Origin of the sequence: Chryseobacterium daecheongense (assembly GCA_027920525.1) — a bacterium.
GTDB lineage: Bacteria > Bacteroidota > Bacteroidia > Flavobacteriales > Weeksellaceae > Chryseobacterium > Chryseobacterium proteolyticum.
Genome location: CP115858.1, coordinates 73,781 through 98,333, shown reverse-complemented (window position 1 = coordinate 98,333; position 24,553 = coordinate 73,781). Strand labels below are relative to the sequence as shown.

The window sequence follows — 24,553 nt, the reverse complement described above, 5'->3', positions numbered from 1 at the left end:
GGTGAACAATCTGTACAAAGGATCTGTTCATCAATTGTCTTTTATCCATCATCATGTATGAAAAAAAGACACGAACAAAAACTGATCATACTAAGCATTGGATTAGTCATTCTCTTCAGCATTCCTATTTCATTGTTATTCAACAGTGAAAAAGATACTTTTGGCTATCCCGTGATTTTGATCTACATCTTCGCCGTCTGGATGATTTCGATCATCATATCGTTTATAATCGTGAAAAAATATGATGAGTAGTTTTGCTTTATTTGTTGTTGTCCTGCTTTACCTGGCCCTTCTATTTGTGGTCGCCCACCTGGCAGAAAAGAAAAAAAGCAAGTTATGGATCAACAATCCTTACATCTATGCGTTATCCTTAGCAGTATACTGTACAGCCTGGACTTATTACGGGAGTATTGGCGTTGCTGCCACTAGCGGGCTCAACTATCTTCCCATCTACGTAGGACCTATTGTCATTATTCCTGCATGGATATTTATCAACACAAGAATCGTAAGAATTTCACGAATCAATAAAATAAGCAGTCTCGCCGATTTTATTTCGCTGCGCTACGGAAACAGCAGAAGCTTTAGTGCCGTTATTACCATCGTTTGCCTTTTAGCAATCGTCCCTTATATAGGTTTACAGATTAAAGCCATATCAGAAACCTTCCATTTGGTTACGAAAACTCCAGTATCTCAAAATATTTTAACCGATAATGCAACCTTCGTAGTGGTTTTGATTGCTTTATTTTCCTCCTACTACGGAACAAGATATGTGGATGCTTCAGAAAAGCGCCTTGGAATCATATCCGCTATTGCCCTGGAAAGTTTTCTAAAGCTGTTTTTCATTATCATCCTTGGATTATTTGTGATTTATTTTGCCTTTGACGGATTTTCAGACATTTATGAAAAGGCAAGCAAATTCGAAGATTTCAAACAAAAGAATACATTCAATGGTATTGAAGGTGCTTTGAACTGGATGATCTTATGTATGATCTCTGCAACAGCTATTTGTATCCTTCCAAGACAGTTTCATACAGCCATCGTAGAAAACAGGCAGGAAAAACACATCAAAACCGCCATTTGGTTTTTCCCTCTCTATCTTTTAATTTTTACCATTTTCATTTTTCCAATTGCCTGGGGAGGCAGGCTTTTATTTAACGGACAGAATGTAAATCCTGAATTCTATTCGATCCTGATCCCTCAATATTTTGACAACACTTTAATCACAGTATTTGTTTTCCTTGGAGGACTGAGTTCTTGTATTTCAATGATCATTATATCTGCGATCACATTATCCATCATGCTTTCCAATAACCTCATCATTCCTTACGGTTTACTGGGAAAATTTAAATCTGAAAATGAAATTCAAAACACAAGAAGCATAACGAATATCAGGAAGATAAGTATTTTTGCCCTCATCATAATGGCTTTTGCCTTTTACAAGTATTTTATCCTTAAAACATCCCTGGATTCAGTGGGCCTGATCTCTTTTGTTGTTATTGCCCAACTGGCACCTGCCTTTTTCGGAGCTTTATTCTGGAGAAGAGGAACCTATAAAGGTGCAGTAATAGGGCTTCTTGCCGGGCTGGCCATTTGTTATTTCGGTCTGATTATCCCACAGTATTATTTTTCTTACAATCAGGAATTCAAAGGAGTATTGAGAGATATGTATACTGTTTTTGATTTTTTCAGGATTCCTTACTTAAGTAAGATCCCGGAAATTTTCTTTTGGTCAATCTTAGTAAACACCGGGCTATTTACTACAATTTCAGTCAGCGTAAAAGGAAATTACAGGGAACGAAACTTTGCCGAGCTGTATGTGGATGTTGATAAATATATTCAAAACCATGAAAACGCCTTTATCTGGCGGGGTACGGCTTATGTTTCGGATATAAAAAACATCCTGGAACGATTTTTAGGAAAAAAGAAAACAGAACAGGCACTGCGGATATTTAATTTAAAATACAACATCGATTCTCAAACCGAAACAGCAGATTCGAGGTTTATAAAATTCTCTGAAAACCTTCTGGCAGGAAGAATAGGAACCGCTTCTGCCAAGATTCTCATCGAAGGTGTAACGAAAGAAGATAAAATTTCTTTAAAGGAAGTTCTGAACATCCTCGAAGAATCAAAAGAGAATATTACACTCAACAAAAAACTGACTGAAAAATCCAAAGAACTTAAACAACTTTCTGAAGAACTTACCGTAGCTAATGAAAGTTTAATAATTAAAGACCGTCAAAAGGACGATTTCCTGGATTCCGTCGCACATGAACTGAGAACTCCTATAACGGCCATCCGTTCTGCGGGAGAGATTCTAGCCGATGACGATGATATCCCTTCGGACATCAAAAGAGAATTTTTAAACAATATTATTACGGAATCCGATCGTTTAAGTGAGATCATCAATGACATTCTTTATCTTGATAAGCTGGAACATGGAGAAATTGCCCTTACGATAAAGAAAAACGACATCACAGAAACCTACAGGAAGGCATTAAATCCTATCCTCCACCTGATCCAGCAGAAAGATATCCAGGTTAGTGAAACCAATCTTCTCACAGAAAGCGTATTTGAATACGATGAAGCAAGAATGATCCAATTGTTTCAGAATATCCTTGGAAATGCTTTGAAATTTGCAGATGAGCAGGGAGAGATACAAACCCGTTTTTTAAAAAATGAAAATGCCTTAAATATCACTATCTTCAATACGGGTAAACCTATTCCTGAAGATGATCTGGAAATGATTTTTAATAAATTTTATCAGTCTAAAAATCAGAATATTTTAAAACCAACAGGAAGCGGGCTTGGGCTTGCCATCTCAAAGCAGATTATTGAGGCCCACGGAGGTATAATCTACGCTGAAAACAAAAGCTCAGGAGTAATATTTACCATAAGCCTTCCGGAAAATATATATAAAAAAGATGAAGTCGAACAGTACTAAAAACACATTATGAAAAAAATAATCATTGCAGATGATGAACATAAAATATTGATGTCCTTGGAATATAGTTTCAAAAAAAACGGCTATGACGTATTTATCGCCAGAGACGGTACTGAGGTATTGGATTTTCTTAAAACTATGGTTCCCGATGTTATCCTTCTGGATATTATGATGCCGAATCTTGACGGATACAGCACCCTGGAAGCCATTAAAGAACAGGAACAGCTGAAACATACAAAAGTTATTTTCCTGAGCGCCAAAAACAATCCAAAAGACATTGAAAAAGGCCTCGAAATGGGAGCTGATGCCTATGTTACGAAACCCTACTCTATCAAGAAGCTGATACAGCAGATTGAGGAATTATTTGATAACTGAGAATAAAAGCTTGGAGAAGCCAGATACAAGACTGCGGACTATCACAAAACAAAAAAAACACGAAATACTATTATTAATATGAATGCAGAAGATTTATTTAAAAGAAGTATCGAAGACAAAGAAAATTTCTGGAAGGAACAAGCCCGGGAAATAAGCTGGTATACATTTCCTCAACAAATTCTTTCGCGAGATACAGACCGCTATCCGGAATGGTATCCGGATGGGCAGCTTAATATGTCTTATCTGTGTATAGATCAACATATTGAAGATGGTTTTGGAGATCAGATCGCTATCATTTATGACTCTCCTGTTACAGACCAGAAAAAAACATACACATTCAGGCAACTGCAGGAAGAGGTTTCAAAATTTGCCGGCGGACTTGCTTCTTTAGGATTAAAAAAAGGAGATACCGCTGTAATTTATATGCCGATGATCCCACAAACCCTTTTTGCAATGCTGGCCTGTGCCCGGATTGGAGTAATTCACAATGTTGTTTTCGGAGGATTTGCCCCGCATGAACTTGTGGTAAGAATTGATGATTGCAAGCCTAAAGCTTTGATTACCGCTACTGCAGGAATAGAAATTGCCAAAAGAATTCCTTATCTGCCATTGGTAGAAAAAGCAATTGAGCTGGCTCAGGACAAAGTGGATCACATCATTGTTTATAACCGTAAGCTGGTCGATAATAAAGATGAAATGTTTGATGGTCTGATCGATTATGAAGAACTCACTCAGAAGTCTTCCCCGGTTTCTCCTGTTCCGGTGGAGTCTACCCACCCACTCTATCTTCTTTATACTTCAGGAACAACAGGAAAACCCAAAGGAATAACAAGAGATACGGGAGGCTACGCAACAGCCCTGAAGTTCTCAATGAAATATATTTATGGGATTGAGCCTGGAGAAACCTACTGGGCTGCTTCCGATTTCGGATGGGCGGTGGGACATAGTTTTTCCGTCTATGGACCTTTAATAAACAGAAACACGACCATCATTTTTGAGGGCAAACCAATTATGACTCCGGATGCCGGAACTTTCTGGCGCATCATTTCAGAATATAAGGTTTCAGCCATGTTTACCGCTCCTACAGCCATCAGGGCCATAAAAAAAGAAGATCCGGACGGGGAGCTCGTCAAAAAGTACGATCTATCGCATTTTAAAAAGCAATTTTTGGCAGGCGAACGGTGTGATGTGGCTACCCTGGATTGGTTCAGTAAACACATTGGAGTACCCGCCATTGATCACTGGTGGCAGACGGAATCGGGGTGGCCAATGCTGGGACTGATGACTTTTGATCATCATTATACCATTAAAAGAGCCGCAGCAGGAAAGCCTATTCCGGGGTACGACATTAAAATATTCGATGAAAATGGTTTTGAACTCGATCCTCATCAGGAAGGCTATCTGGTGATCAAACTCCCCCTGCCTCCAGGTGCACTTTCCGGAATATGGAAAGATGAAGAACGTTTTCAGAACAGCTACTTATCACAATATAAAGGATATTACTTCTCCGGAGACGGAGCCATACAGGATGAGGACGGGTATTTTTTCATCACCGGAAGAGTGGATGACGTTATCAACGTTGCAGGACACAGGCTCTCCACTTCGGAAATGGAGGAAATTGTCGCTTCCCATCCGGAAGTGGCGGAATGTGCCGTAGTAGGAATCGATAATGAGCTGAAAGGACAAGTTCCTTTTGCCACTGTAGTATTAAAAAACGGTTCCACGATTTCAGAGGAAGATCTTGAAAAAGACATTGTACGAATGGTACGGGAGAAAATAGGAGCAGTCGCATTTTTAAAGAATGCCATGGTTGTAAAACGATTACCCAAAACACGCTCAGGAAAAATCCTGCGAAAACTTATCCGGACGCTTCTGGATGGAAAAGAATTTCAGGTTCCCTCAACGATAGACGACGATCAGATCATTGAGGAAATACAAGAAAAAATCGTTAATTACAGGGCAAAATTCACAAATTAGACATACATTTAATATCAATAAAATTCAAATTTCAAAAACAAAAGGGATATGAGAAATTACTTAATAGAAGATTTACCACATTATTTTGAGGAGTATAAAAAATCTATTAAAAATCCTAAAAAATTCTGGGATAAAATAGCCGATCAAAATTTTGTGTGGTATCAGAGATGGAGTAAGGTAGTTAAGTATGATATGAACGAGGCAAAAATCACCTGGTTTAAGAACGCAAAATTAAATATTACCAAAAACTGCATCGACAGGCACCTGAATGAAAGAGGAGATAAGACGGCTATTATCTGGGAACCCAACGATCCTAAAGAAAAAGCTGAGCATATTTCTTATAGTGAATTGTACGTAAGAGTTAACAAAACGGCTAACGTCCTAAGGGATATGGGCATTGAAAAAGGTGATCGTGTATGCATTTACCTTCCTATGATCCCTGAACTGGCAATCACAATGCTCGCCTGTGCAAAATTAGGAGCGGTACATTCAGTAATCTTTGCAGGATTTTCAGCCAATGCAGTAGCTTCAAGGATCAATGACTGTGAAGCGAAATTAGTAATTACCTCCGATGGCAGCTACAGAGGAAATAAAGTGCTAGACCTTAAAAGTATCGTTGATGAAGCTCTTGAAAAAACAACTACGGTTGAGAATGTCCTGGTCGTTAAAAGAACAAACAATGAGATCAAAATGAAGGAAGGCAGAGATCACTGGATGTCTGAATTGTATGAAAAAGCTTCTCCTGATTTTGTTACGGTAATCATGGATGCCGAAGATCCCCTTTTCATTCTTTATACTTCAGGTTCTACCGGAAAACCAAAAGGAATGCTCCATACCTGTGCAGGATATATGGTCTATACCGCGTATACTTTTAAAAATATTTTCAATTACCAGGAAAATGATATCTATTGGTGTACTGCAGATATCGGCTGGATCACGGGACATTCGTACATCCTTTACGGGCCTTTGCTAAACGGAGCCACTACAGTTATTTTTGAAGGTGTTCCTACATATCCTGAACCGGATAGATTCTGGGAGGTTATTGAGAAGCATAAAATCACCCAGTTTTACACAGCACCAACCGCTATTCGCTCCCTGGCCAAGGAAAGTGCCGAATGGGTAGATAAACATGACCTTAGTTCGTTAAAGGTGATCGGGTCGGTAGGAGAACCCATTAATGATGAGGCATGGCATTGGTTCAATGACCATGTGGGTAAAAAGAAGTGTCCTATTGTGGATACCTGGTGGCAGACCGAGACAGGAGGAATTATGATCTCTCCCCTACCTTTTATAACGCCTACCAAACCTACCTATGCAACGCTTCCCTTACCTGGCGTTCAACCGGTGCTGATGGATGATAAACGGAATGAAATCACAGGAAACCAGGTAACGGGAAATCTTTGTATCCGTTTTCCATGGCCTGGAATTGCAAGAACCATCTGGGGTGACCACCAGAGATACAAAGAAACTTATTTTACCGCTTTTCCCGGAAAATATTTCACTGGAGACGGTGCTTTAAGAGATGAAGTTGGATATTACAGAATTACAGGCCGGGTAGATGATGTAATCATTGTTTCCGGACATAATTTAGGTACGGCTCCTATTGAGGACAGCATCAACCAGCATCCTGCCGTTGCCGAATCTGCAATTGTGGGATATCCTCATGATATCAAAGGAAATGCTTTGTACGGGTATGTTGTTTTAAAAGAAACCGGAGAAAGCAGACAAAGGGAAAACCTTAAAAAAGAGATCAACCAGCTTATTGCCGATCAGATCGGACCGATCGCTAAACTTGATAAAATACAATTCGTTTCAGGATTGCCAAAAACACGTTCAGGAAAAATTATGCGTAGGATCCTTAGAAAAATTGCCGAAGGAGATTTCAGCAACTTCGGAGATATTTCTACGTTATTAAATCCGGAAATTGTGGACGAAATTAAAAATGAAAGAATAGACTAATCTTTATCATTAATAAGAAATAAGAAGGCGCAGGTAAATCCTGCGCCTTTTTTTATCAACTCTATTCTTTGATAATTTTTATAGCTTGTCTACCGAGGTTGGAATGTGCACTAAGCAGATAATTCCCTTTAGGATAATGAAAATCCAAAGAATATTTTTTCAGCCCTTTCCCACTGATATCATCTTTCAGAATTTCTGTAATGAACTTTCCTGATGTGTCATACAGCCCGATAATGATATGATCGGAATGTAAAAAATGAATACTGAGATTCAGCTTGTCTTTAACAGGGTTGGGAGCTACATCGATCTGAAGTTTCCTTTCCTGATTCTCTCTGGTAGTTTCCTGCGTTGCAAGATTACCGACAGTCATTTTATAAATACCGGTACCAGCAGCATATGCCACATTACTGTTAACAAAAAATATCCTGTTCAAAGTACCGCCTACTCCTGTGTCCGTCCAGGTTTCACCACCATTAAAGGTTTCATAAAATCCTGTATTATGACCACCCATCCACCCATGGTCTGGTGAAGTAAAGCCCACAGCCTGAACAAAAGTATCCGGAAAATCCTTTGTTTCCCAGGTAAGTCCGCCATTTAAAGATTTCAATAACCTTCCTGTGTTAGGAGATTCTGCTTCAATAGAGCAGAATATTTTATTATTATCCAGAAGCTGCATTTTCCAGACGTACTCAAAAGGAATATTACTGTTATATATTTTTGTCCAGCTTGCTCCTCCATCAGTCGTCTTAAGAATAACCGCACCGTCATCATCACTTCCGGATGCGAAACCAACGTTCTCATTGATAAAAGTAATTTCTACCAGGGCGGTAGCATACGCGGACATATCCATATACTGCCATGTAGTACCGCTATCTGTTGATTTGATAATATAAGCAGGATAAAACCATGCTCCGCAACCGTACACAGTAGATGTGCCCACACAATCCAGACCACAGATCCCTTGCGGGTATGGCGAAATATTATTAACTCTTTGCCATGTAGCTCCGCCGTCCGTTGTCTTATAAAAATTGTTATTCAATGTCCCTAGAAAACCTACATTTTCATTTAAAAATTCAATATTCCTATAGTATTCATTGGGTGTCGTGCTCACAATTTGCTGTGTCCAGCTGGTACCACCATTTGTTGTCTTAAAAACAGCTCCGTTGCCGCCCCGGGCCGCCCATCCTAAATTTTCATTGAGAAAGAACACATCATCATACCGCCCTCCCCCATTTCCGGGAGGATAAGAGAATGCGGTCCAGTTATATTGCTGAGCCTGCAGAAGGAATGATGATAGAATAAGAGTAAATAAAATTCTTTTCATAGGTATTAATTTTAAAAACAAATTTGAGGTTTTTGAGATAAGTATACAATAAACTTCTTAATAATTCATGATACTGTCTATCAACGACTAACGGACTTTTAAGTTCAAACATTTGATTGATAGAAATCATCAAATATTTTAACATTTAATTATAGATAAAACAATATAAATCAAATTTTATTGAATTTTATTCAAATAATTTGAAATTTAATTATTACCTTTAAGTACAAATTTAAAACACACGATCATGACAAAAATATTAGCCGGATTATTTCAATCTCACAGTGATTATAAGAAGCTTGAAACGGACCTGGAAAGCTCAGGCTTCGGAGATTCAGATTATATTGTTTATCTCAACGAGCATCAAAATTCACAATATCTTGCAAGTGTTGCAGTAAAAGATACAGATCAGGCAGATAATGCCAGGAACGTTTTTAATAAAAATGCTGTGGTAAAAACCTATTTATTTGAGAATATGGGAATAGAACAAGCAGACTACCATAACATAAAAAGATATATTGACGCACGAAATAAAGCTGAAATCCATAACAGTCCCGACGTTAAAATCAAGGGCTCAAGCAACGGCATGGATTCAGAAGTAAAATTCTAATAAAAACTAAAATCTAATAACCGGAAATCCGCAGATCTTTCTGCGGATTTTTTGTCATTGACAACTGGGAAAATTTTCGTATTTTCGTTTAATTATACGGGATTTACACAAATGAGCTACGACTTAGAACGGGAGAACAAAGAAATACTGGCAAGATATAAAGACCTGATTTCTAATACTTACAGGACTTTGGATGAAGAAAACAATAAACTCATCCGAAAAGCATTTGATATTGCATTAGATGCTCATAAAGATCAAAGGAGAAAATCCGGAGAACCCTATATCTACCATCCTATTGCCGTAGCTAAAATTGTTGCAACGGAAATAGGTCTTGGAGCTACATCAATAGCCTGTGCACTGCTGCATGATGTGATTGAAGATTCCGACTATACCTACGAAGATATCAAGAAGATCTTTGGGGAAAAAATAGCCAATATCGTGAATGGATTAACCAAAATATCCATCATGAATCATCAGAACATTTCCGTACAGTCTGAAAACTACAGAAAGTTATTGCTCACACTATCGGAAGATTTCAGGGTTATACTGATTAAAATCGCAGACCGCCTTCACAATATGCGGACACTGGAAAGCATGGCCCCGGATAAGCAAAAGAAAATTGCTTCTGAAACCGTGTACATCTACGCTCCCATGGCCCACCGTCTGGGATTATACAACATCAAATCCGAGCTTGAAGACCTTTCATTAAAGTATAATAATGCGGAAGTTTTCAATGAGATCACTGAAAAGTTAGAACTAGCCAAGGAAAACCGGGAAAAATACATTGAGGAATTCAAAAAAGAAGTTTCCGAAAGGCTCAAAGAGGAAGGATTAAACTTCAGTATAAAAGGCCGTGCAAAAGCAGTTTCTTCCATTTACCGGAAAATGCTCAAACAAGGAGTTTCTTTTGAGGAGGTATTTGATAATTATGCCATCAGGATCATTTACAAATCAGATGCAAAAAATGAAAAGTTTCTGGCTTGGAAAATTTATTCAATTGTAACGGATGTATACCACAGTAACCCTTCAAGAATGCGTGACTGGATCACACAGCCCCGTTCTACAGGATATGAAAGTTTACACCTTACTGTCCTTGGACCGGATAAAAAATGGATTGAAGTACAGATCCGTTCAGAAAGGATGGACGAAATTGCTGAAAAAGGGGTAGCCGCACATTATAAATACAAAGAAGGATACAAGCAAAGCAGTGAGGACAGAAATTTTGAAAGATGGGTAACAGAGATCCGGGATGTTTTAGAACAGCAGCAGAATCTTTCTACCTCCGAACTCCTGGATAATATTAAGCTCAATTTATACTCTAAAGAGGTTTTTGTTTTTACTCCCAAAGGAGAAATCAAAATTCTACCAACCAACGCTACGGCACTGGACTTCGCATTCTCTGTACACTCTGATTTGGGTATGAAATGCCTAGGAGCCAAGATCAATGGAAAACTGGTTCCTATCTCATATGTTCTTCAAAACGGAGACCAGGTAGATATCCTTTCTTCCCAGAATCAAAAGCCTAAATCGGACTGGCTCGAATTCGTAGTTACTTCCAAGGCAAAATCCAAGATTAAGAGTTATCTTAATTCACAAAAAAATCAGCTGGTAGAAGAAGGAAAAGAAATTTTACAAAGAAAGCTTCGTCATGCTAAAATTAATTTTAACGATGAGGAAGTCAATAAACTTCAGAAGTTTTTCAACTTAAAAACATCACAGGAACTGTTTTTAAAATTCCAGAGCAATGAACTGGATGTAAGCAGTCTTAGAAAATATATCGAAAGTAAAAATGTATTCAATAATTTACTTTCAAGATTCAGGAAATCTCCTTCCAAAAACGTTCATTATGAAGAACCAAAGGAGCAAAACCTGGATATGATCGTCTTTGGAAAAGACGAAGAAAAGTTAAACTATAGTTATGCAAAATGCTGTACCGTAATTCCGGGAGATAAAATTTTTGGATTCATTACGATTTCAGACGGTATAAAAGTGCATAGTGATAATTGTCCGAATGCTATTAACCTGAGGGCACAGTATGATTACCGGGTTATTCCAGCCAAATGGGTTAATGCTGAAAGTTTTAAAAACAGGGTTAAAATTGAAATTGAAGGTTTAGACCGGATGGGAATGATTAATGACATTACCGCCGTAATCAGTGGCACTATGGGAATGGATATGAAAAGTCTTTCCATAGAATCCAATAATGGCGTCTTTATGGGTAACATTATTCTTGAGGTTAAAAATAAAGGTCAATTGGAAGAAACCTTTAAAAAACTTAAAAATATTAACGGAGTTTCAAGGGTGAGACGATTACAATCATAGGCATGAATTTATCTATTTATTTTAAAAAATTTTTCAACAGCAGTCAATCTTCAGGTATCATCCTTATTTTTTGTGTAGCGATTTCTTTATTAATTGCTAACTCGAGCTTAGGAGAAGGATTTCAGAATTTTCTCCACTATGAAATAGGCACTCATCTTTTTCACTTGAAATATCCGATCCATATCTGGATCAATGATGGTCTCATGGCTATTTTTTTCCTTTTGGTAGGCCTCGAAATAAAAAGAGAACTGGTGGAAGGTGAGCTTTCATCTTTTAAAAATGCTTCTCTTCCGATTTTTGCGGCAGTCGGAGGAATGCTTGTTCCCGCAACCATTTATACCCTATTCAACTCAGGAACAGAATTCAGCAATGGATGGGGAATTCCGATGGCTACAGACATAGCCTTCTCGCTTGCGTTGATTTCCATGCTAGGAAGTAAAATTCCTAATTCCATTAAAATTTTCCTAGCTGCTCTGGCTATTGTTGATGATCTGGGAGCGATTTTAGTTATCGCCATATTTTATACAGATCAGATTCAATGGATCTATTTGTTGATCTCTTTCGGAATTGTCGCTTTCTTGTTTCTTTTGAATTTTTTAAAAGTGACGAGGCTTATTTTCTATATTATCCCTGGATTATTTTTGTGGTATTTCCTTCACAATTCAGGAATTCACGCTACCATCGCAGGAGTATTACTGGCTTTGTCTATTCCTACCAATGCATCCAATGTTCAAATTTCTCCTTTGGAAAAATTAGAGCATCATCTTCATATACCTGTAAGCTTTCTAATCATGCCAATATTTGCCCTTACAAATACCAATATTGCCTTTCACAGCGGAATGGCAGAAGGGTTGATAAGTACTTTAGGATTAGGGATCATCGGTGGTTTAGTCCTGGGAAAACTAATCGGGATCAATTTATTTTCATTTATTGCCATTAAACTTAGAATAAGTTCACTTCCACACAATAGCACATGGTCGCATATGCTGGGGGTAGGCTTTCTTGCAGGAATTGGTTTTACGATGTCTATTTTTATAGCATTACTATCCTTTAAAGAGCAATTTGAAATCCAGGATGAAGCCAAATTTGCAATTCTGATTGCATCGTTTTTATCAGCTATTTTAGGCGTAATTATATTAAGCCTCAGTGCTAAAAAGAATAAATTTATTGACGACGATAGTGATGAATAATTGCTAACTATAAAAATAAAAAAGAGCACCTTTCAGTGCTCTTTTTTATTGTATTACGGGCAAATGTAAGTGGATATCTTACATAGTCCGTTACAGCAGTAGGTCGTTCCCGGACAATAATCATCCCCGGTTCTGCATGCTAATCCTCCTTTTACGATTTTCAAATCGTTTCTCGTTAATTTTTTGATGTTTTTCATAATAAATTAATTTGGTATTTGTACAAGAATTTCAAATTCTTACTAGTCACTAAATTACCATAAAAATGAATACGAAAAAATATAATCAGGTATTTTTAATTGACCCATAAATAAAATATTAGCTGAATCAATACAATATTGATTGAAGAGAATTCAGATTAGTCTTTTTCGTTCGGGGAATGATCTGCCTGCACTTCTTTTCGGAGTTCATCAGCCAGTAATTTTTCTATCCTGAGTTTTCTGATAGCCATATTAAGTTCATTACCAAATAATAGCAGATAAACATTCACATTTACCCATACCATTAAAAGAATCATACTTCCAATGGACCCGTACAGAACATTATAACGGGCGATATCTTTTACATAAATAGCAAATATGTAAGTAGTAAGAACAAAAAGAACAGTCGTTAAAATAGCCCCAGGAACCGCTTGCCTGAACCTGGCAATCTTCACTGTTCCCAACCAGTAAAACATCGCTAATAAAATAAAATAAAAAAGAGGAAAAGACACAAATCCAATAATCTTAGAAAGGTTATTCACCAGCCAGGAAACATTATGGATAGGTGTAAATAGTTTTAAAACTACTTCTACATAATAGACTCCGAAAAGAGCTAAAAAAACTATAGTGATAAAGCCTATGGTAATAAAAAAAGAAAGAATAAACTCTTTTACGTCACTCAGCTTTTCTTCGGAATTTTCATTGAATCCATTGATAAGGGAAAAAGTCCCGTTTGTAGCAAAAACAAGGGCAAGAATAATGGTTAGATTACTGATTCCCCTCATATTGGGAATGATACTTTTCTCAATATAGCCTCTAACATCAGTTTCCATATTGGAAGGAAAAACATTGTGAATCAGCACTTCAAAAATATAAAAATGAAGCTTATCATAATGCGGCATATAAGGTAAAACGGAAAGCAAGAAAAGAAGAAAAGGAAATAAACTGATGGTAAAGCTCCATGAAATAGCGGCTGCCTTTCTTCCTATCTTATCCTTAAAAATACCCGAAATATAAATCTGAAACATTTGCCACAGTGATATTCCCAGGAGCGGGATATGGATATCATCTAAGAATTCCTGAATCTTCAGGATAAAATTAGGAGTTTTTATATTCATAATTATTTCAGGATATTATCTATTTTATCAAAATTTCTGTTGACTATTTGTGGTGCATTAAACCTCAGACCAATTCCAGCCCTGAATTGCCATTGTGTAGATGAATACAAATTGGAATTTGAACTATTTACCCAGTTAAGCTGAGTACCGGCTCCAACAAACCATTTTCCGTTATCATATCCGATCCTTACATTGGAATTCATTCCCATATTAAATTCATGAAAGTCTTCATCAATCAGCTTTGAATAATAAAGCTGAGGATAAAATTCAACCACCGCATACCAATTACTATCGATCACTCTTTGTATTCCTGCACCTGTTCTTAATGCCAGCCTTATATCTTTCGTGGCAGAACCTTCTTCCCCGCTTCCTATCACTTCTCCCTTGTATATTGCCCTATCGGAATCTTTCAATATATTATACTGATAAAACAGACCTGTAATAACGACAAAATCATTTTTAGCAGGCTTATAAGTCATATTAGTATAGCTTCTGTAGTTCTCTTTATTTCCGACCCATAAATAACTTGTCTCCCCTTTAAAAGACCTGTAATTAGCATCCGGAAACTGAATATATGCATCCGTGATACTTTCGTCTGAACCATTTAACAAAAGATCTATATACTTCCTGGTATCCCGGAAATACAACCCTTTGATCTGATTATAACCTATCATTTGTCGTAGCTTTGGATTCAGGAAAAAAGCAAAATTCACATTGAAATATTTCGTTTTCCCCTTGATATCATCATCATTATTTATTTTAATCAGTTTAGGTGTAAATGAAATACTGGTATCCAGCCATCTGTACCTTAGAAAAAGCTCAGTGTAAAAAGAATCATTTGGTTTTAGCCTGAAAATTTCTCTTTCATAGCGAAGTCCAAAGGAATTGTTAAGGTAGCTTACGCCTGCAACGAGAGAAATTGTATTATTATCTTCGCTGTACTTCTTATTATACTCATTAACTTCCTGACCATAAGAAGCTAACGGAAAATATAAAAATAAGTAAGGAATAGATTGTATTTTCATCGTGTGATATTGGCTCCGTAAAAATACAGATTTTTTTAGACTTGATAATGAACCGGAAAATTACACCGGTAGGCAACGACGGGTAAAATGTATCATAAGAACCCGGGAAAATTCCTTAATTTATGAATATCTTTGTCATCCTAAATGTGATTATATCCTATGCGAATAAGTTTACTTTGTATCGGTAAAACAGATGATAAAGAAATTAATTCTTTGATCAATTATTATATTCCCCGCCTTCCTAAACATTGGAATTTTGAAATAACAGAAATCCCTGATGTTAAGAATGCCAAAAATCTCTCTTCAGATCTTCTGAAGAAAGAAGAGGCAAAGCTTTTTATGAATTATATAGATAAAAATGATCTCGTTATTATTCTCGATGAAAAAGGAAAACAGTTTACCAGCAGGGAATTCTCCCAGAAAATAGATGCATGGATGAATTTGTCGGTAAAAAAAATCCACATACTAATCGGAGGAGCCTACGGGTTTTCTGAGGAAATATATACCAGAGCCAACGAAAAAATGTCATTATCTAAAATGACATTTACCCACCAGATGATCCGGTTATTTATCGTTGAACAATTATATCGTGCAGATCAGATTCTACAGGGAAAACCTTATCATAACGATTAAGTTTACTTGGCAGGAGGACATTTTGCAAAATGATCTGCAAGAATTGCTTTTTCGTATCCCAAAGCAACAGCTTTCTCCAGATTGACACAAGCTTCTTTCGGCTTGGCACCGTCAAACAAAATCAGAGATTTTGTTACATAGGACTGAGCAAATTTCGGATCTATGGAAATAGCTTTATTGATATCAGTCAAAGCCTCCTTCTGTTTTTTCATTTTTAAATAGACTTCCGCACGTCCGTTGTATAACAAAGACTCCGGTTTTTCAGAAATGAGCTGATTATAATCTTTTAATGCTCCGTCAAGATCGCCATTATTCTTCTTTAAATTAGCCAATCCCGTTCTTGCAAAAATATTTTCCGGAGCAAAAGATAAAATCTGGTTCAGATCTTTAATAGCCAGTTCTTTCTTTCCCTGGCTGTCATAAATTTTAGACCTTGTCAAATACATATCTACATTTTCAGCATCAATCTGTAATCCTTTATCAATGTATTCAAGGGCTTTCTGTTTATTTCCTTTTTGGCTGTTTACCGATGCCAGATTAGCATATACTGGTGCCGACATTGGATTTGCCCGCAGAGCTGCTTCATACGATTTAAGAGCAAGGCTCGTTTTACCCAATCTCCTTTGGGAAGTCCCCAGATTATTGTAGTACTCCGACTGGTATTTCTGAATCTGTTCTTTTTCGGCTAATTTAGCGTACTGCTCTTCGGCGCACTTATAATCTGCTTTTTTAAAGCATTCTTCCGCTGTTTTTGCGTCCTGGGAATAAAGATTAGCAAATGTAAATGCTAATACTACAAGTAATAAATGTTTTTTCATGAGGTTATCGTTTGTTTGTTGATGACTTTTTTCGCGAGTGCACTAAATATCACTCCCAATAAAAGTCCAACAAACGCCCCCACCAAAATATCTATCGGGAAATGCACTCCTAAATATATACGGCTGTAAGAAACCACTGCAGCCCATACAAATATAGCATAAGGAAACCATCTGAGTTTTTTTCCTAATAAAACACTCAGATATGTAGCTAAAAAGAAAGTATTCGATGCATGAGCAGAATAAAATCCAAATTGTCCGCCACATTTTACGATCCTCATATAATGTTCAAGAGAAGGATCATGGCAAGGTCTTAATCTTTGTACTCCATGCTTAAAGATGCCAGCGACCTGATCGGACACGGTTGTTCCTATAAGTATAAATAAAAGAATAAAAACTAAGGATTTTAACTGGTAATTTTTATAAAGAAAATACAGAAAAATAATATAAAGCGGAACCCAAATCCATGTACTGGAGATAAGCATCCAAAACTGATCAAACGAAGAACTCCCCAAATTATTGAGAAATAAAAAGACATTTTTATCTTCCTGAATGATTTCTTCCATCAGTTATCTGCTTACAGGTCCTTCATAGGTTTCATCTTCAGAAGGCTTTGGCTTTGCAGGCTCAGAAGAAGGTTCGGTAAGAATATCTTTTTCAATATTCTTCATTGGGTTAAAATCTTTAGCAGCATCTTTCACCTTTTCGATCTCACGTTTGATTTCAGAAACAGGGTTATCCGTCTCTTTCATGATCTCGGTTTTAATGTCTTCTACCGCTCCACGCATCTTTCTTACGCCTGCTCCTAAGTCACGCGCTATCTGAGGGAGTTTATCCGGACCGAATAATACAACGATTGCGACTGCAATCAATGCCATTTCTCCAATGCTTAATTCCATGAGGTAAAATTACAAAAGATTATACATATATAATGTAGAAACATAAAATTTAAACAAATTTTAAGATTTTCCATTTCAAAGCTTTAAATATTTTCAATTCAGGCTTATTAATCCTCTTAATATTCCGGTCTTTTTAAATTAATCAATAATTAATTCTCTCATTAAAGAATTATATTAAATTTTTCATTATTTTTATTTCTACACAAACATTAAATATATACTTATGAAAAAATTAGTAACTCCCTTCAAGGTTTTTGCCTTGGCAATGGTGCTGTCTTTAACAAGCTGCCAAAATGAAACAACTGAAGTACTTCAGGAAAATACCGCAAAAAAAGAATCGGTTTCCGATTTGAAAAAATTATTAACTCCCTCTTCTCAAACACTCCCCGATATTGTTCAAACACAATTGAATGATTCAAAGAAAAATCTGGAACAATACCTTAAAAATGATCTTCAGATTACCGGAGTTTCAGTTTTAGGAAAGCTGTCTGATGCAAATGGAATTTCCATTTCCCAAAACCTCATTTCAGATAAAAATACTTATGTGGCGTTTGGTAATATTACAGACCCGGCATCAGTAAAAATAGGCAAAATGACAAATTTTAATTCAGGAGATGAACTATCAGTTGCCCAACAAAGCCTGAAGGATGTCATTAGTCAGGAGGTAAAACCAAATACAGAAGTACTTGAAATTACATGGAATCATAAGGGAGAGCAATTTACTTCATTATGTTTCTACAATACCAACGGAATTATCTGGGATAATGTGTTAGGAGGCCTGGTAATGATGGATAGAGGAAGTAACGTAGAAGCCTCTAATGACAATCAGGCAAAGGTACTTTCGAAGTGGTATAAAGAATGGTGGACGGCAAAATGGCTATGGGGATCCAAGAGAGGAGAAATCGGATATAAGATCACGATTTATTATAATGGATCTACCGTATCTAATACTGATGTAAGTGATTGGGGCAATATCAGTTTAGGAAAAGCAAAAAGCGAAAGCAAAATATTAAAGAGAACCGGAGCTTACGGACAATGCAGATATGCACTTGGATTATGTACACCGACAGGTTCTTTAAGCTTTAATTCAAGTAACTTTACGGTATCATTTTCCGGTTTGGGAAGTAATATCGTAAGTAACGGAACAAAGTCCCTTTATCCTTAATCAATACATAGACTAAAAAATAAAGCAGGATATCAATAATGATATCCTGCTTTTTTATTTAAAATAATTTACTTTTTAATTTCTCTATTTTTCTCGAATGCATAATATGAAATAACCACACTTACAGCCATGAGAAGGAAAGCTAAAAAGAAAGGTGCTCCTGAAAACTTAAATGGCGCCTCATCATGGGTAAAGTAATAAAACAGGTTTGTCATCATAGGAGGGCCTACAATTGCCGTAGCACTCATCAGGCTTGTTAAAGCGCCCTGCAATTCTCCTTGTTCATTAGAAGGGACACTTTTTGTAATCACAGATTGAAGTGCAGGACCACAAATTCCTCCTAAACAATAAGGAATAAGGAATGCAAACATCATCCACCCTTCTGTAGCAAATGCAAACAATAACATTCCGATGGCATACAAGGCCAATCCGTAATAAATACTTTTCTGCTCTCCTAATCTTGGAGTTGTCCAACGGATCAAACCTCCCTGTACAAGTCCGACCAATAATCCTACTGCTCCCAGAGATAATCCAACCATCCTTTCCGTCCAGCTGAATTTATACATCGTATAAAAACTCCAGTTGCTCTGTACAGCATGACCTGCAATATAAATCAAAATTAAAGACACGATCAATCCAGAAATTTCAGGATGCTTACCTAAAAACTTAAATGATCCCACAGGGTTGGCACGCTTCCAACTGAATTCTCTTCTCTTATCTTTATCTAAACTTTCTGGAAGAATAAAATATCCGTAAAGAAAATTGAGCAGGCATAAACCGGCCGCAGCGTAGAATGGAACTCTTGAGCCATAATGCCCCAGAACACCTCCCAGCACAGGTCCAATAATGAATCCCAAACCAAAAGCTGCTCCTATCAGGCCAAAGTTTTTAGCCCTGTCCGCGTCAGTAGAGATATCAGCGATGTATGCACTTGCAGTGGTTACGCTCGCTCCTGTGATTCCGGCTATAATTCTTCCCAGGAATAACCACCAGATACTTGGAGCTAAAGCCAGTAAAACATAATCTATTGAAAATCCAAAAAGCGAAATGAGGATAATGGGTCTTCTTCCGTATTTATCACTGAGATTTCCTACTACCGGGGAAAATATAAACTGTGTAAACGCATAGGCGAAACCAAGCCAGCCACCATATTTTGCGGCCTCACTGATGTCTGCATGAATCAGTTCCTCAATTAATTTAGGAACAACGGGAATAATGATCCCCCATCCGGTGATATCAATCAGGAGCGTTATAAAAATAAAGCTCATGGCGGCTTTTTTCCTTGAATTTTCCATAATTGTGCAAAATTAATGAAATATAGAAGTATAATGATTCTAAATTGTGAAGATTTAATAATGATAATTGATTATCAAGGATTGAATAGTAGGTCGGACTTACAGCTTAACATTTAATTATTCAAACAATTTTCTTTCCTTAGATTTAAACCAATAAAAAAATAGCCTTTCGAAATGAAAGGCTATTTTTTTATTTATTGTAGTATAATTATTTTGAAGCAAGGACTTCTTTATTCGAAGTCGTTTTTCCATGTACTCCTTCTTCTTTCCCTGACTTAAGGAAGTCATAAGCAATAGCCGAAGCAACAAATATGGATGAATAGGTACCGAAACCAATACCAATTAGCATCGCAAACATAAATCCTCTCAGATTATCTCCACCAAAGATAAAGATTGCTAAAATTACAAGGATTGTTGTAAATGAGGTATTGAATGTTCTACCCAATGTACTTGAAATTGAATCATCAAATAAACCTGCCAATGTTAAAGATTTCTTCTCTCTCAGATATTCCCTGATTCTATCGAAGATAATCACGGTGTCATTGATTGAGTACCCTAATACGGTAAGGATTGCAGCAATGAAATCCTGGTTGATTTCCATATTGAAAGGCATGAATTTATGCAGCAATGAATAAGCTCCCAGAATGATAATCGCATCGTGGAACAATGCAGCAACAGCACCCAGAGAGAATTGCCATTTTCTAAATCTGATAAGGATATAGATAAAGATACCTCCTAAAGCAGCAACAACTGCAAGAATACCGTGGGTTTTGATGTCATCTGCTACAGTAGGACCTACTTTCTCAGAAGAGATAATTCCGGCATGGTCTTTATCCGCAGATTTAAAATCGTGAAGCGAGATATTAGCCGGTAAATTCCCTTTTAATCCTTCATATAATTTTTGCTCAACAGTCTGGTCAGCCTTAAGCGATTCATCATCAATAAGGTAATCTGTAGAGATTTTCAATTGTTTAGAGTTACCAAAGGTTTTAGCCTCAACAGAAGAGTTCTTACCATCTTCCGTTTTAAACATTTTTACCAGGTTCTGCTCGATATCTTCAGCATTTACATCTTTATCAAACCTTACCACGTAGTTTCTACCACCAGTGAAATCAATTCCATACTTAAATCCTTGAGTTGCAATAGATCCGATGCAGATTACAGTTAATATAGCAGAAATGATATACGCATATTTTCTTTTCCCAATAAAATCAATCCACGTATTTCTGAACAGATTTTTCGTCGGAGCTGTCCATACAGAAAGGTGTTTTCCTTTATTCAGTCTGTTGAAGATCATTACTCTTGAAAGCAATACAGAAGTAAATAAAGTCATTGCAATACCAATCATTAGTGTTAAAGCAAATCCTTTAATAGGTCCCGTTCCGAAGAAGAATAACACTACTGCCGTTAGGAATGTTGTCGAGTGACCATCAATAATGGCATTCAATGCATGTTTGAAACCATCTTTGTAAGCCTCCAAGATACTTTTCCCGGCAAATAGTTCTTCTTTTGTTCTTTCGTAGATAATTACGTTCGTATCCACAGCCATTGCCATTGTAAGAACGATACCTGCAATACCTGGAAGAGTAAGCGTAAAGTCTCCGGAATCCATAATTCCGAAAATGTAGAATAAGTTAATAACCATTGCGATTACAGCGTATACTCCAGCACCACCATAATAGAAAATGATATAAACGATGATGATTAAAAATGCAATAGCGAATGAGATCATCCCTGCATTAATAGATTCCTGTCCTAGAGACGGTCCTACCTGTGTAGCCTGAACTACTTTAGCTCCTGCCGGTAATTTACCTGCTCCTAAAACGTCTACCAGTTCTTTAGCTTCCTCCTGAGAGAAGTTACCGGAGATCTGAGTTCTACCGTTAGGAATAGCATTTACTACGTTCGGTGCAGTATATACCCTGTTATCAAGAGTTACAGCAACCGGTTTATTAACGTTTTTCTCTGTTAATGTTTTCCATTCTTTAGCCCCTTTAGAATCCATCTGCATATCAACTACTACTCTTCCCAGCTCATCATAGCTGATGTTAGCGGTTTCAACAGCTCCGTCTACTGGTGCTTTTTGGTTGATGTTTCCTCTTATGGCATACAATACCAGGCTCTCAGCATCTGTAGCTTCTGGTTTGTACCCCCACATGAATTGGGTATATTTAATGTTAGCCGGACGTAATGCCTGAGCCACTTTGCTGTTTAAAATTTTATTTACAACTGCAGTATCAGACAATTTAATGTTAGCAACTCCGTTGGTTCTTAACTTGTCTAAATGTAAAAGGTTCATGAAGTTCACATTCTTTGCAACTCCCATAGAATCTCCTTTTGCTGCAACCACACTTGTTAAAGTCTGAAAATAAGGTGCAATTTCAGGAACCTGCTGTACTTCCCAAAACTGAAGTTTTGCTGAAGTCTGAAGCATTTTCTTTACTTTATCGATGTCTTTCATACCAGGCATTTCAACAGAAATTCTCGCTGTTCCCGGTACTCTCTGAACATTCGGCTGTACAGCTCCCATTTTATCAATTCTGGTTCTGATAACCTCAAAAGCAGTACCTACAGAAGCATCAATTCTTCTTTTAACGATACTTTTTACCTGCTCATCAGTAGTATTATACTTAATCTCAGTAAGATTAGTGTTTCCGAATATTTCCGGATCTGCAAGTTTAAGATTGGTTCCTTTTGCTTTGTTTATGGCATCAAACTGATCGAAAAAATTATCTACATAAGATTTAGTAGAATTCTTCTGAACCTCATCAGTTTTATTTAAAGCTTCGATTAGAACAGGATTAGAAGAGTAATTCGTTAAATCACTCACCAAATCTCTTTGGTTGATCTCCAAAAGAACGTTGATCCCTCCTTTCAAGTCAAGACCAAGTTTCATTTCTTTGTCTTTCGCTTTAGAATAATAAAGCTTCGTATAACCAAGATTAAGAGTATCTTCCTTTATTCGTTTGATCTCTTTCTCGTTTCCGTTCGCAGCTTCAATCTGCGATTCAATTTTGCTGGCGTACCAGGTTGGTATAAGCTCATTTAAGCAAATCAACCCCAGTACAATAGCAACAATTGTAATAAGTCCTTTTCCTTGCATTTTGTTATAACTACGTTAAATTAAGTCGGCAAATATAATGATTTTCTTTATATTTTATGAACTTTCAATAACAGAAATGGTTTATTTTCAGATATATCGACAATATGACTTCCATTTAAGATTTATCAATTTTAAAAGCTTATTTTAATGAAGTTTATAAAGTTTAATTGGTATGAAATTTTCATTATGAATACAATACACTAAATATCAAAATATTATGAAAATTTTACTTTTTGTGATAGGGATTTTTTCTTCCCTATTTCTTAATTCCCAGACAATTAATCTGGTAGAATTTGCCACCGGGCTCACGAGTCCGGTCGAAATTACAAATGCCAATGATAGCAGGCTTTTCGTAGTACAACAGAACGGAATCATTAAAATTATTCAACCTTCCGGGACTATTAATGCGACTAACTTCTTAAACATTAGCAGCAAAGTTTTGTATGGTGGAGAAAGAGGACTTTTAGGATTGGCTTTCCATCCCCAGTATGCAACAAACGGTTATTTCTTTGTATATTACAACAATGCAACCAACGGAAACATTACTGTTGCCAGATATACCGTAAGCAGCACTGATCCGAATGTAGCCGATGCAAGCTCTGAAAAAATAATACTCAATATCCCAAAGCCTTTCGATAATCATAATGGAGGAAGCGTTCATTTTGCGCCTGACGGCAAATTATGGGTGGTAACCGGAGACGGAGGTAGCGGTGGAGACCCCAACAACAATGCACAAAACAAAAACTCCCTGCTGGGTAAAATGCTGCGTCTTGACATTAACTCTACCAATGCTTATAATATACCTCCTGACAATCCATTTGTAGGTATTGACGGAGCAGATGAAATATGGGCATATGGACTTCGGAACGCCTGGAAGTTTTCCTTTGATCTCACCACAGGAAATGCCATGATTGCAGATGTGGGTCAGGGACAGATTGAAGAAATCAACAAAAATCCGATTACCCAGGCCGGAATTAATTATGGATGGAGATGTTATGAAGGAAATACGGCCTATAATACCGGTGGATGCGCAGCCACTTCAACAATGACTTTTCCGGTTGCCGTATATGACCACTCTGGTGGAAAATGCTCTATAACCGGAGGTTATGTTTACCGTGGAACTCTTTACCCTGCATTACAGGGAAAATATTTTTTCGCAGATTATTGCTCCAACCAGATCGGAATGTTGAGCTCTGATAATTCCATAACCTGGACGACGTCCTACTCTGGAAATGGTTTCTCAACTTTTGGACAAGATAACCAGAATGGTCTATATGTTGCCGGTGTTAATAGCGGAAAGATTTACAAAATTACAAGCGGAACACTCTCAACACAGGAAAATAATAATTTAGCCAAAATAAGGGTATATCCAAATCCTGCTTCTAAAAAAGTATTCATTGACGGTATTAAAGAACAGAAACTTTCAGTAGAGATCATTAACTCTGAAGGCAGGCTAATGAATCAGCTAAAAATTGGTAATGATAACAGTATTGATATTTCATGTCTTAGCCCGGGAGTATACTACATCAATTTAAAGTCAGGAGAATTAAAATCCTATAGTCAAAAGCTAATTATTCAATAATGTTAACGAAAGCCTCAATATCA

Annotated in this window: 20 protein-coding genes; 11 read left to right on the top strand and 9 right to left on the bottom strand. The window is 37.0% G+C overall.

Going from position 1 to position 24,553, the window contains the following annotated elements; all coding sequences use genetic code 11:
• Positions 1-57: 57 nt before the first annotated feature.
• From PFY10_00405 to acs, 5 genes are all read left to right on the top strand, one after another.
• Positions 58-252 (top strand): hypothetical protein, encoded by a 195-nt coding sequence (locus PFY10_00405; protein ID WBV56900.1) that lies wholly within the window; start codon positions 58-60, stop codon positions 250-252.
• Positions 242-2,941 carry an ATP-binding protein gene (locus tag PFY10_00400; GenBank protein WBV56899.1) on the top strand — a complete coding sequence of 900 codons (2,700 nt, stop codon included), beginning with the start codon at positions 242-244 and terminating at the stop codon, positions 2,939-2,941. The genes PFY10_00405 and PFY10_00400 overlap by 11 nt, the downstream gene beginning before the upstream one ends.
• Before the next feature lie 9 nt (positions 2,942-2,950).
• Positions 2,951-3,316: a response regulator gene (locus PFY10_00395; protein WBV56898.1), complete on the top strand. Its 366-nt coding sequence runs from the start codon at positions 2,951-2,953 to the stop codon at positions 3,314-3,316.
• A gap of 78 nt (positions 3,317-3,394) precedes the next feature.
• Positions 3,395-5,293 (top strand): AMP-binding protein, encoded by a 1,899-nt coding sequence (locus tag PFY10_00390; GenBank protein WBV56897.1) that lies wholly within the window; start codon positions 3,395-3,397, stop codon positions 5,291-5,293.
• A 48-nt stretch (positions 5,294-5,341) separates the two neighbouring features.
• Entirely contained in the window at positions 5,342-7,252 is a 1,911-nt protein-coding gene (acs, locus tag PFY10_00385) for an acetate--CoA ligase (protein WBV56896.1), read from the top strand.
• A 61-nt stretch (positions 7,253-7,313) separates the two neighbouring features.
• Here the strand turns inward: acs and PFY10_00380 are convergent, their stop codons facing one another.
• On the bottom strand, positions 7,314-8,576 hold the full coding sequence (locus PFY10_00380) for a photosystem II stability/assembly factor-like protein (GenBank protein ID WBV56895.1): 1,263 nt from the start codon (positions 8,574-8,576) through the stop codon (positions 7,314-7,316).
• A 247-nt stretch (positions 8,577-8,823) separates the two neighbouring features.
• Here PFY10_00380 and PFY10_00375 point away from each other — a divergent pair, with 247 nt between their 5' ends.
• The 3 genes from PFY10_00375 to nhaA all read left to right on the top strand — a co-directional run bounded on the left by PFY10_00375 (position 8,824) and on the right by nhaA (position 12,698).
• Positions 8,824-9,186 (top strand): hypothetical protein, encoded by a 363-nt coding sequence (locus PFY10_00375; protein WBV56894.1) that lies wholly within the window; start codon positions 8,824-8,826, stop codon positions 9,184-9,186.
• Between the two features lie 111 nt (positions 9,187-9,297).
• A complete protein-coding gene (locus tag PFY10_00370) occupies positions 9,298-11,508 on the top strand; it encodes a RelA/SpoT family protein (GenBank protein WBV56893.1) in 2,211 nt (736 codons plus the stop codon).
• A 2-nt stretch (positions 11,509-11,510) separates the two neighbouring features.
• A complete protein-coding gene (gene nhaA / locus PFY10_00365) occupies positions 11,511-12,698 on the top strand; it encodes a Na+/H+ antiporter NhaA (protein ID WBV56892.1) in 1,188 nt (395 codons plus the stop codon).
• Positions 12,699-12,751: 53 nt separating this feature from the next.
• On the opposite strand, the gene PFY10_00360 is transcribed toward nhaA, so the two are convergent.
• The 3 genes from PFY10_00360 to PFY10_00350 all read right to left on the bottom strand — a co-directional run bounded on the left by PFY10_00360 (position 12,752) and on the right by PFY10_00350 (position 15,038).
• Complete coding sequence (locus PFY10_00360) at positions 12,752-12,895, bottom strand: hypothetical protein (GenBank protein ID WBV56891.1); 144 nt, start codon at positions 12,893-12,895, stop codon at positions 12,752-12,754.
• A 158-nt stretch (positions 12,896-13,053) separates the two neighbouring features.
• On the bottom strand, positions 13,054-14,013 hold the full coding sequence (locus PFY10_00355) for a YihY/virulence factor BrkB family protein (GenBank protein ID WBV56890.1): 960 nt from the start codon (positions 14,011-14,013) through the stop codon (positions 13,054-13,056).
• Between the two features lie 2 nt (positions 14,014-14,015).
• On the bottom strand, positions 14,016-15,038 hold the full coding sequence (locus PFY10_00350) for a DUF4421 family protein (protein WBV56889.1): 1,023 nt from the start codon (positions 15,036-15,038) through the stop codon (positions 14,016-14,018).
• 159 nt (positions 15,039-15,197) lie between these two features.
• On the opposite strand from PFY10_00350, the gene PFY10_00345 reads away from it, so the two are divergent.
• Positions 15,198-15,671, top strand: a complete 474-nt coding sequence (locus tag PFY10_00345; protein WBV56888.1) for a 23S rRNA (pseudouridine(1915)-N(3))-methyltransferase RlmH — start codon at positions 15,198-15,200, stop codon at positions 15,669-15,671.
• 2 nt (positions 15,672-15,673) lie between these two features.
• On the opposite strand, the gene PFY10_00340 is transcribed toward PFY10_00345, so the two are convergent.
• The 3 genes from PFY10_00340 to PFY10_00330 are packed head-to-tail and all read right to left on the bottom strand — an operon-like array spanning position 15,674 to position 17,385.
• Positions 15,674-16,489 (bottom strand): tetratricopeptide repeat protein, encoded by an 816-nt coding sequence (locus PFY10_00340; GenBank protein ID WBV56887.1) that lies wholly within the window; start codon positions 16,487-16,489, stop codon positions 15,674-15,676.
• Positions 16,486-17,052, bottom strand: a complete 567-nt coding sequence (locus tag PFY10_00335) for a phosphatase PAP2 family protein (protein ID WBV56886.1) — start codon at positions 17,050-17,052, stop codon at positions 16,486-16,488. The genes PFY10_00340 and PFY10_00335 overlap by 4 nt, the downstream gene beginning before the upstream one ends.
• Positions 17,053-17,055: 3 nt before the next feature.
• Entirely contained in the window at positions 17,056-17,385 is a 330-nt protein-coding gene (locus PFY10_00330) for a twin-arginine translocase TatA/TatE family subunit (protein ID WBV56885.1), read from the bottom strand.
• A gap of 223 nt (positions 17,386-17,608) precedes the next feature.
• Between PFY10_00330 and PFY10_00325 the strand changes: the two genes are divergently transcribed.
• Positions 17,609-18,550 (top strand): hypothetical protein, encoded by a 942-nt coding sequence (locus tag PFY10_00325; protein ID WBV56884.1) that lies wholly within the window; start codon positions 17,609-17,611, stop codon positions 18,548-18,550.
• 68 nt (positions 18,551-18,618) lie between these two features.
• Here the strand turns inward: PFY10_00325 and PFY10_00320 are convergent, their stop codons facing one another.
• Positions 18,619-19,845: a TCR/Tet family MFS transporter gene (locus PFY10_00320; GenBank protein ID WBV56883.1), complete on the bottom strand. Its 1,227-nt coding sequence runs from the start codon at positions 19,843-19,845 to the stop codon at positions 18,619-18,621.
• Positions 19,846-20,053: 208 nt separating this feature from the next.
• A complete protein-coding gene (gene secD / locus PFY10_00315) occupies positions 20,054-22,948 on the bottom strand; it encodes a protein translocase subunit SecD (protein ID WBV56882.1) in 2,895 nt (964 codons plus the stop codon).
• Between the two features lie 217 nt (positions 22,949-23,165).
• Between secD and PFY10_00310 the strand changes: the two genes are divergently transcribed.
• Complete coding sequence (locus PFY10_00310; GenBank protein WBV56881.1) at positions 23,166-24,530, top strand: PQQ-dependent sugar dehydrogenase; 1,365 nt, start codon at positions 23,166-23,168, stop codon at positions 24,528-24,530.
• Positions 24,531-24,553: the final 23 nt, after the last annotated feature.

Bases quoted from the DNA above. Each gene is read 5' to 3' on its own strand.
- PFY10_00405 (WBV56900.1), top strand. From the start codon at position 58: ATGAAAAAAAGACACGAACAAAAACTGATCATACTAAGCATTGGATTA.
- PFY10_00400 (WBV56899.1), top strand. From the start codon at position 242: ATGATGAGTAGTTTTGCTTTATTTGTTGTTGTCCTGCTTTACCTGGCC.
- PFY10_00395 (WBV56898.1), top strand. From the start codon at position 2,951: ATGAAAAAAATAATCATTGCAGATGATGAACATAAAATATTGATGTCC.
- PFY10_00390 (WBV56897.1), top strand. From the start codon at position 3,395: ATGAATGCAGAAGATTTATTTAAAAGAAGTATCGAAGACAAAGAAAAT.
- acs (WBV56896.1), top strand. From the start codon at position 5,342: ATGAGAAATTACTTAATAGAAGATTTACCACATTATTTTGAGGAGTAT.
- PFY10_00380 (WBV56895.1), bottom strand. From the start codon at position 8,576: ATGAAAAGAATTTTATTTACTCTTATTCTATCATCATTCCTTCTGCAG.
- PFY10_00375 (WBV56894.1), top strand. From the start codon at position 8,824: ATGACAAAAATATTAGCCGGATTATTTCAATCTCACAGTGATTATAAG.
- PFY10_00370 (WBV56893.1), top strand. From the start codon at position 9,298: ATGAGCTACGACTTAGAACGGGAGAACAAAGAAATACTGGCAAGATAT.
- nhaA (WBV56892.1), top strand. From the start codon at position 11,511: ATGAATTTATCTATTTATTTTAAAAAATTTTTCAACAGCAGTCAATCT.
- PFY10_00360 (WBV56891.1), bottom strand. From the start codon at position 12,895: ATGAAAAACATCAAAAAATTAACGAGAAACGATTTGAAAATCGTAAAA.
- PFY10_00355 (WBV56890.1), bottom strand. From the start codon at position 14,013: ATGAATATAAAAACTCCTAATTTTATCCTGAAGATTCAGGAATTCTTA.
- PFY10_00350 (WBV56889.1), bottom strand. From the start codon at position 15,038: ATGAAAATACAATCTATTCCTTACTTATTTTTATATTTTCCGTTAGCT.
- PFY10_00345 (WBV56888.1), top strand. From the start codon at position 15,198: ATGCGAATAAGTTTACTTTGTATCGGTAAAACAGATGATAAAGAAATT.
- PFY10_00340 (WBV56887.1), bottom strand. From the start codon at position 16,489: ATGAAAAAACATTTATTACTTGTAGTATTAGCATTTACATTTGCTAAT.
- PFY10_00335 (WBV56886.1), bottom strand. From the start codon at position 17,052: ATGGAAGAAATCATTCAGGAAGATAAAAATGTCTTTTTATTTCTCAAT.
- PFY10_00330 (WBV56885.1), bottom strand. From the start codon at position 17,385: ATGGAATTAAGCATTGGAGAAATGGCATTGATTGCAGTCGCAATCGTT.
- PFY10_00325 (WBV56884.1), top strand. From the start codon at position 17,609: ATGAAAAAATTAGTAACTCCCTTCAAGGTTTTTGCCTTGGCAATGGTG.
- PFY10_00320 (WBV56883.1), bottom strand. From the start codon at position 19,845: ATGGAAAATTCAAGGAAAAAAGCCGCCATGAGCTTTATTTTTATAACG.
- secD (WBV56882.1), bottom strand. From the start codon at position 22,948: ATGCAAGGAAAAGGACTTATTACAATTGTTGCTATTGTACTGGGGTTG.
- PFY10_00310 (WBV56881.1), top strand. From the start codon at position 23,166: ATGAAAATTTTACTTTTTGTGATAGGGATTTTTTCTTCCCTATTTCTT.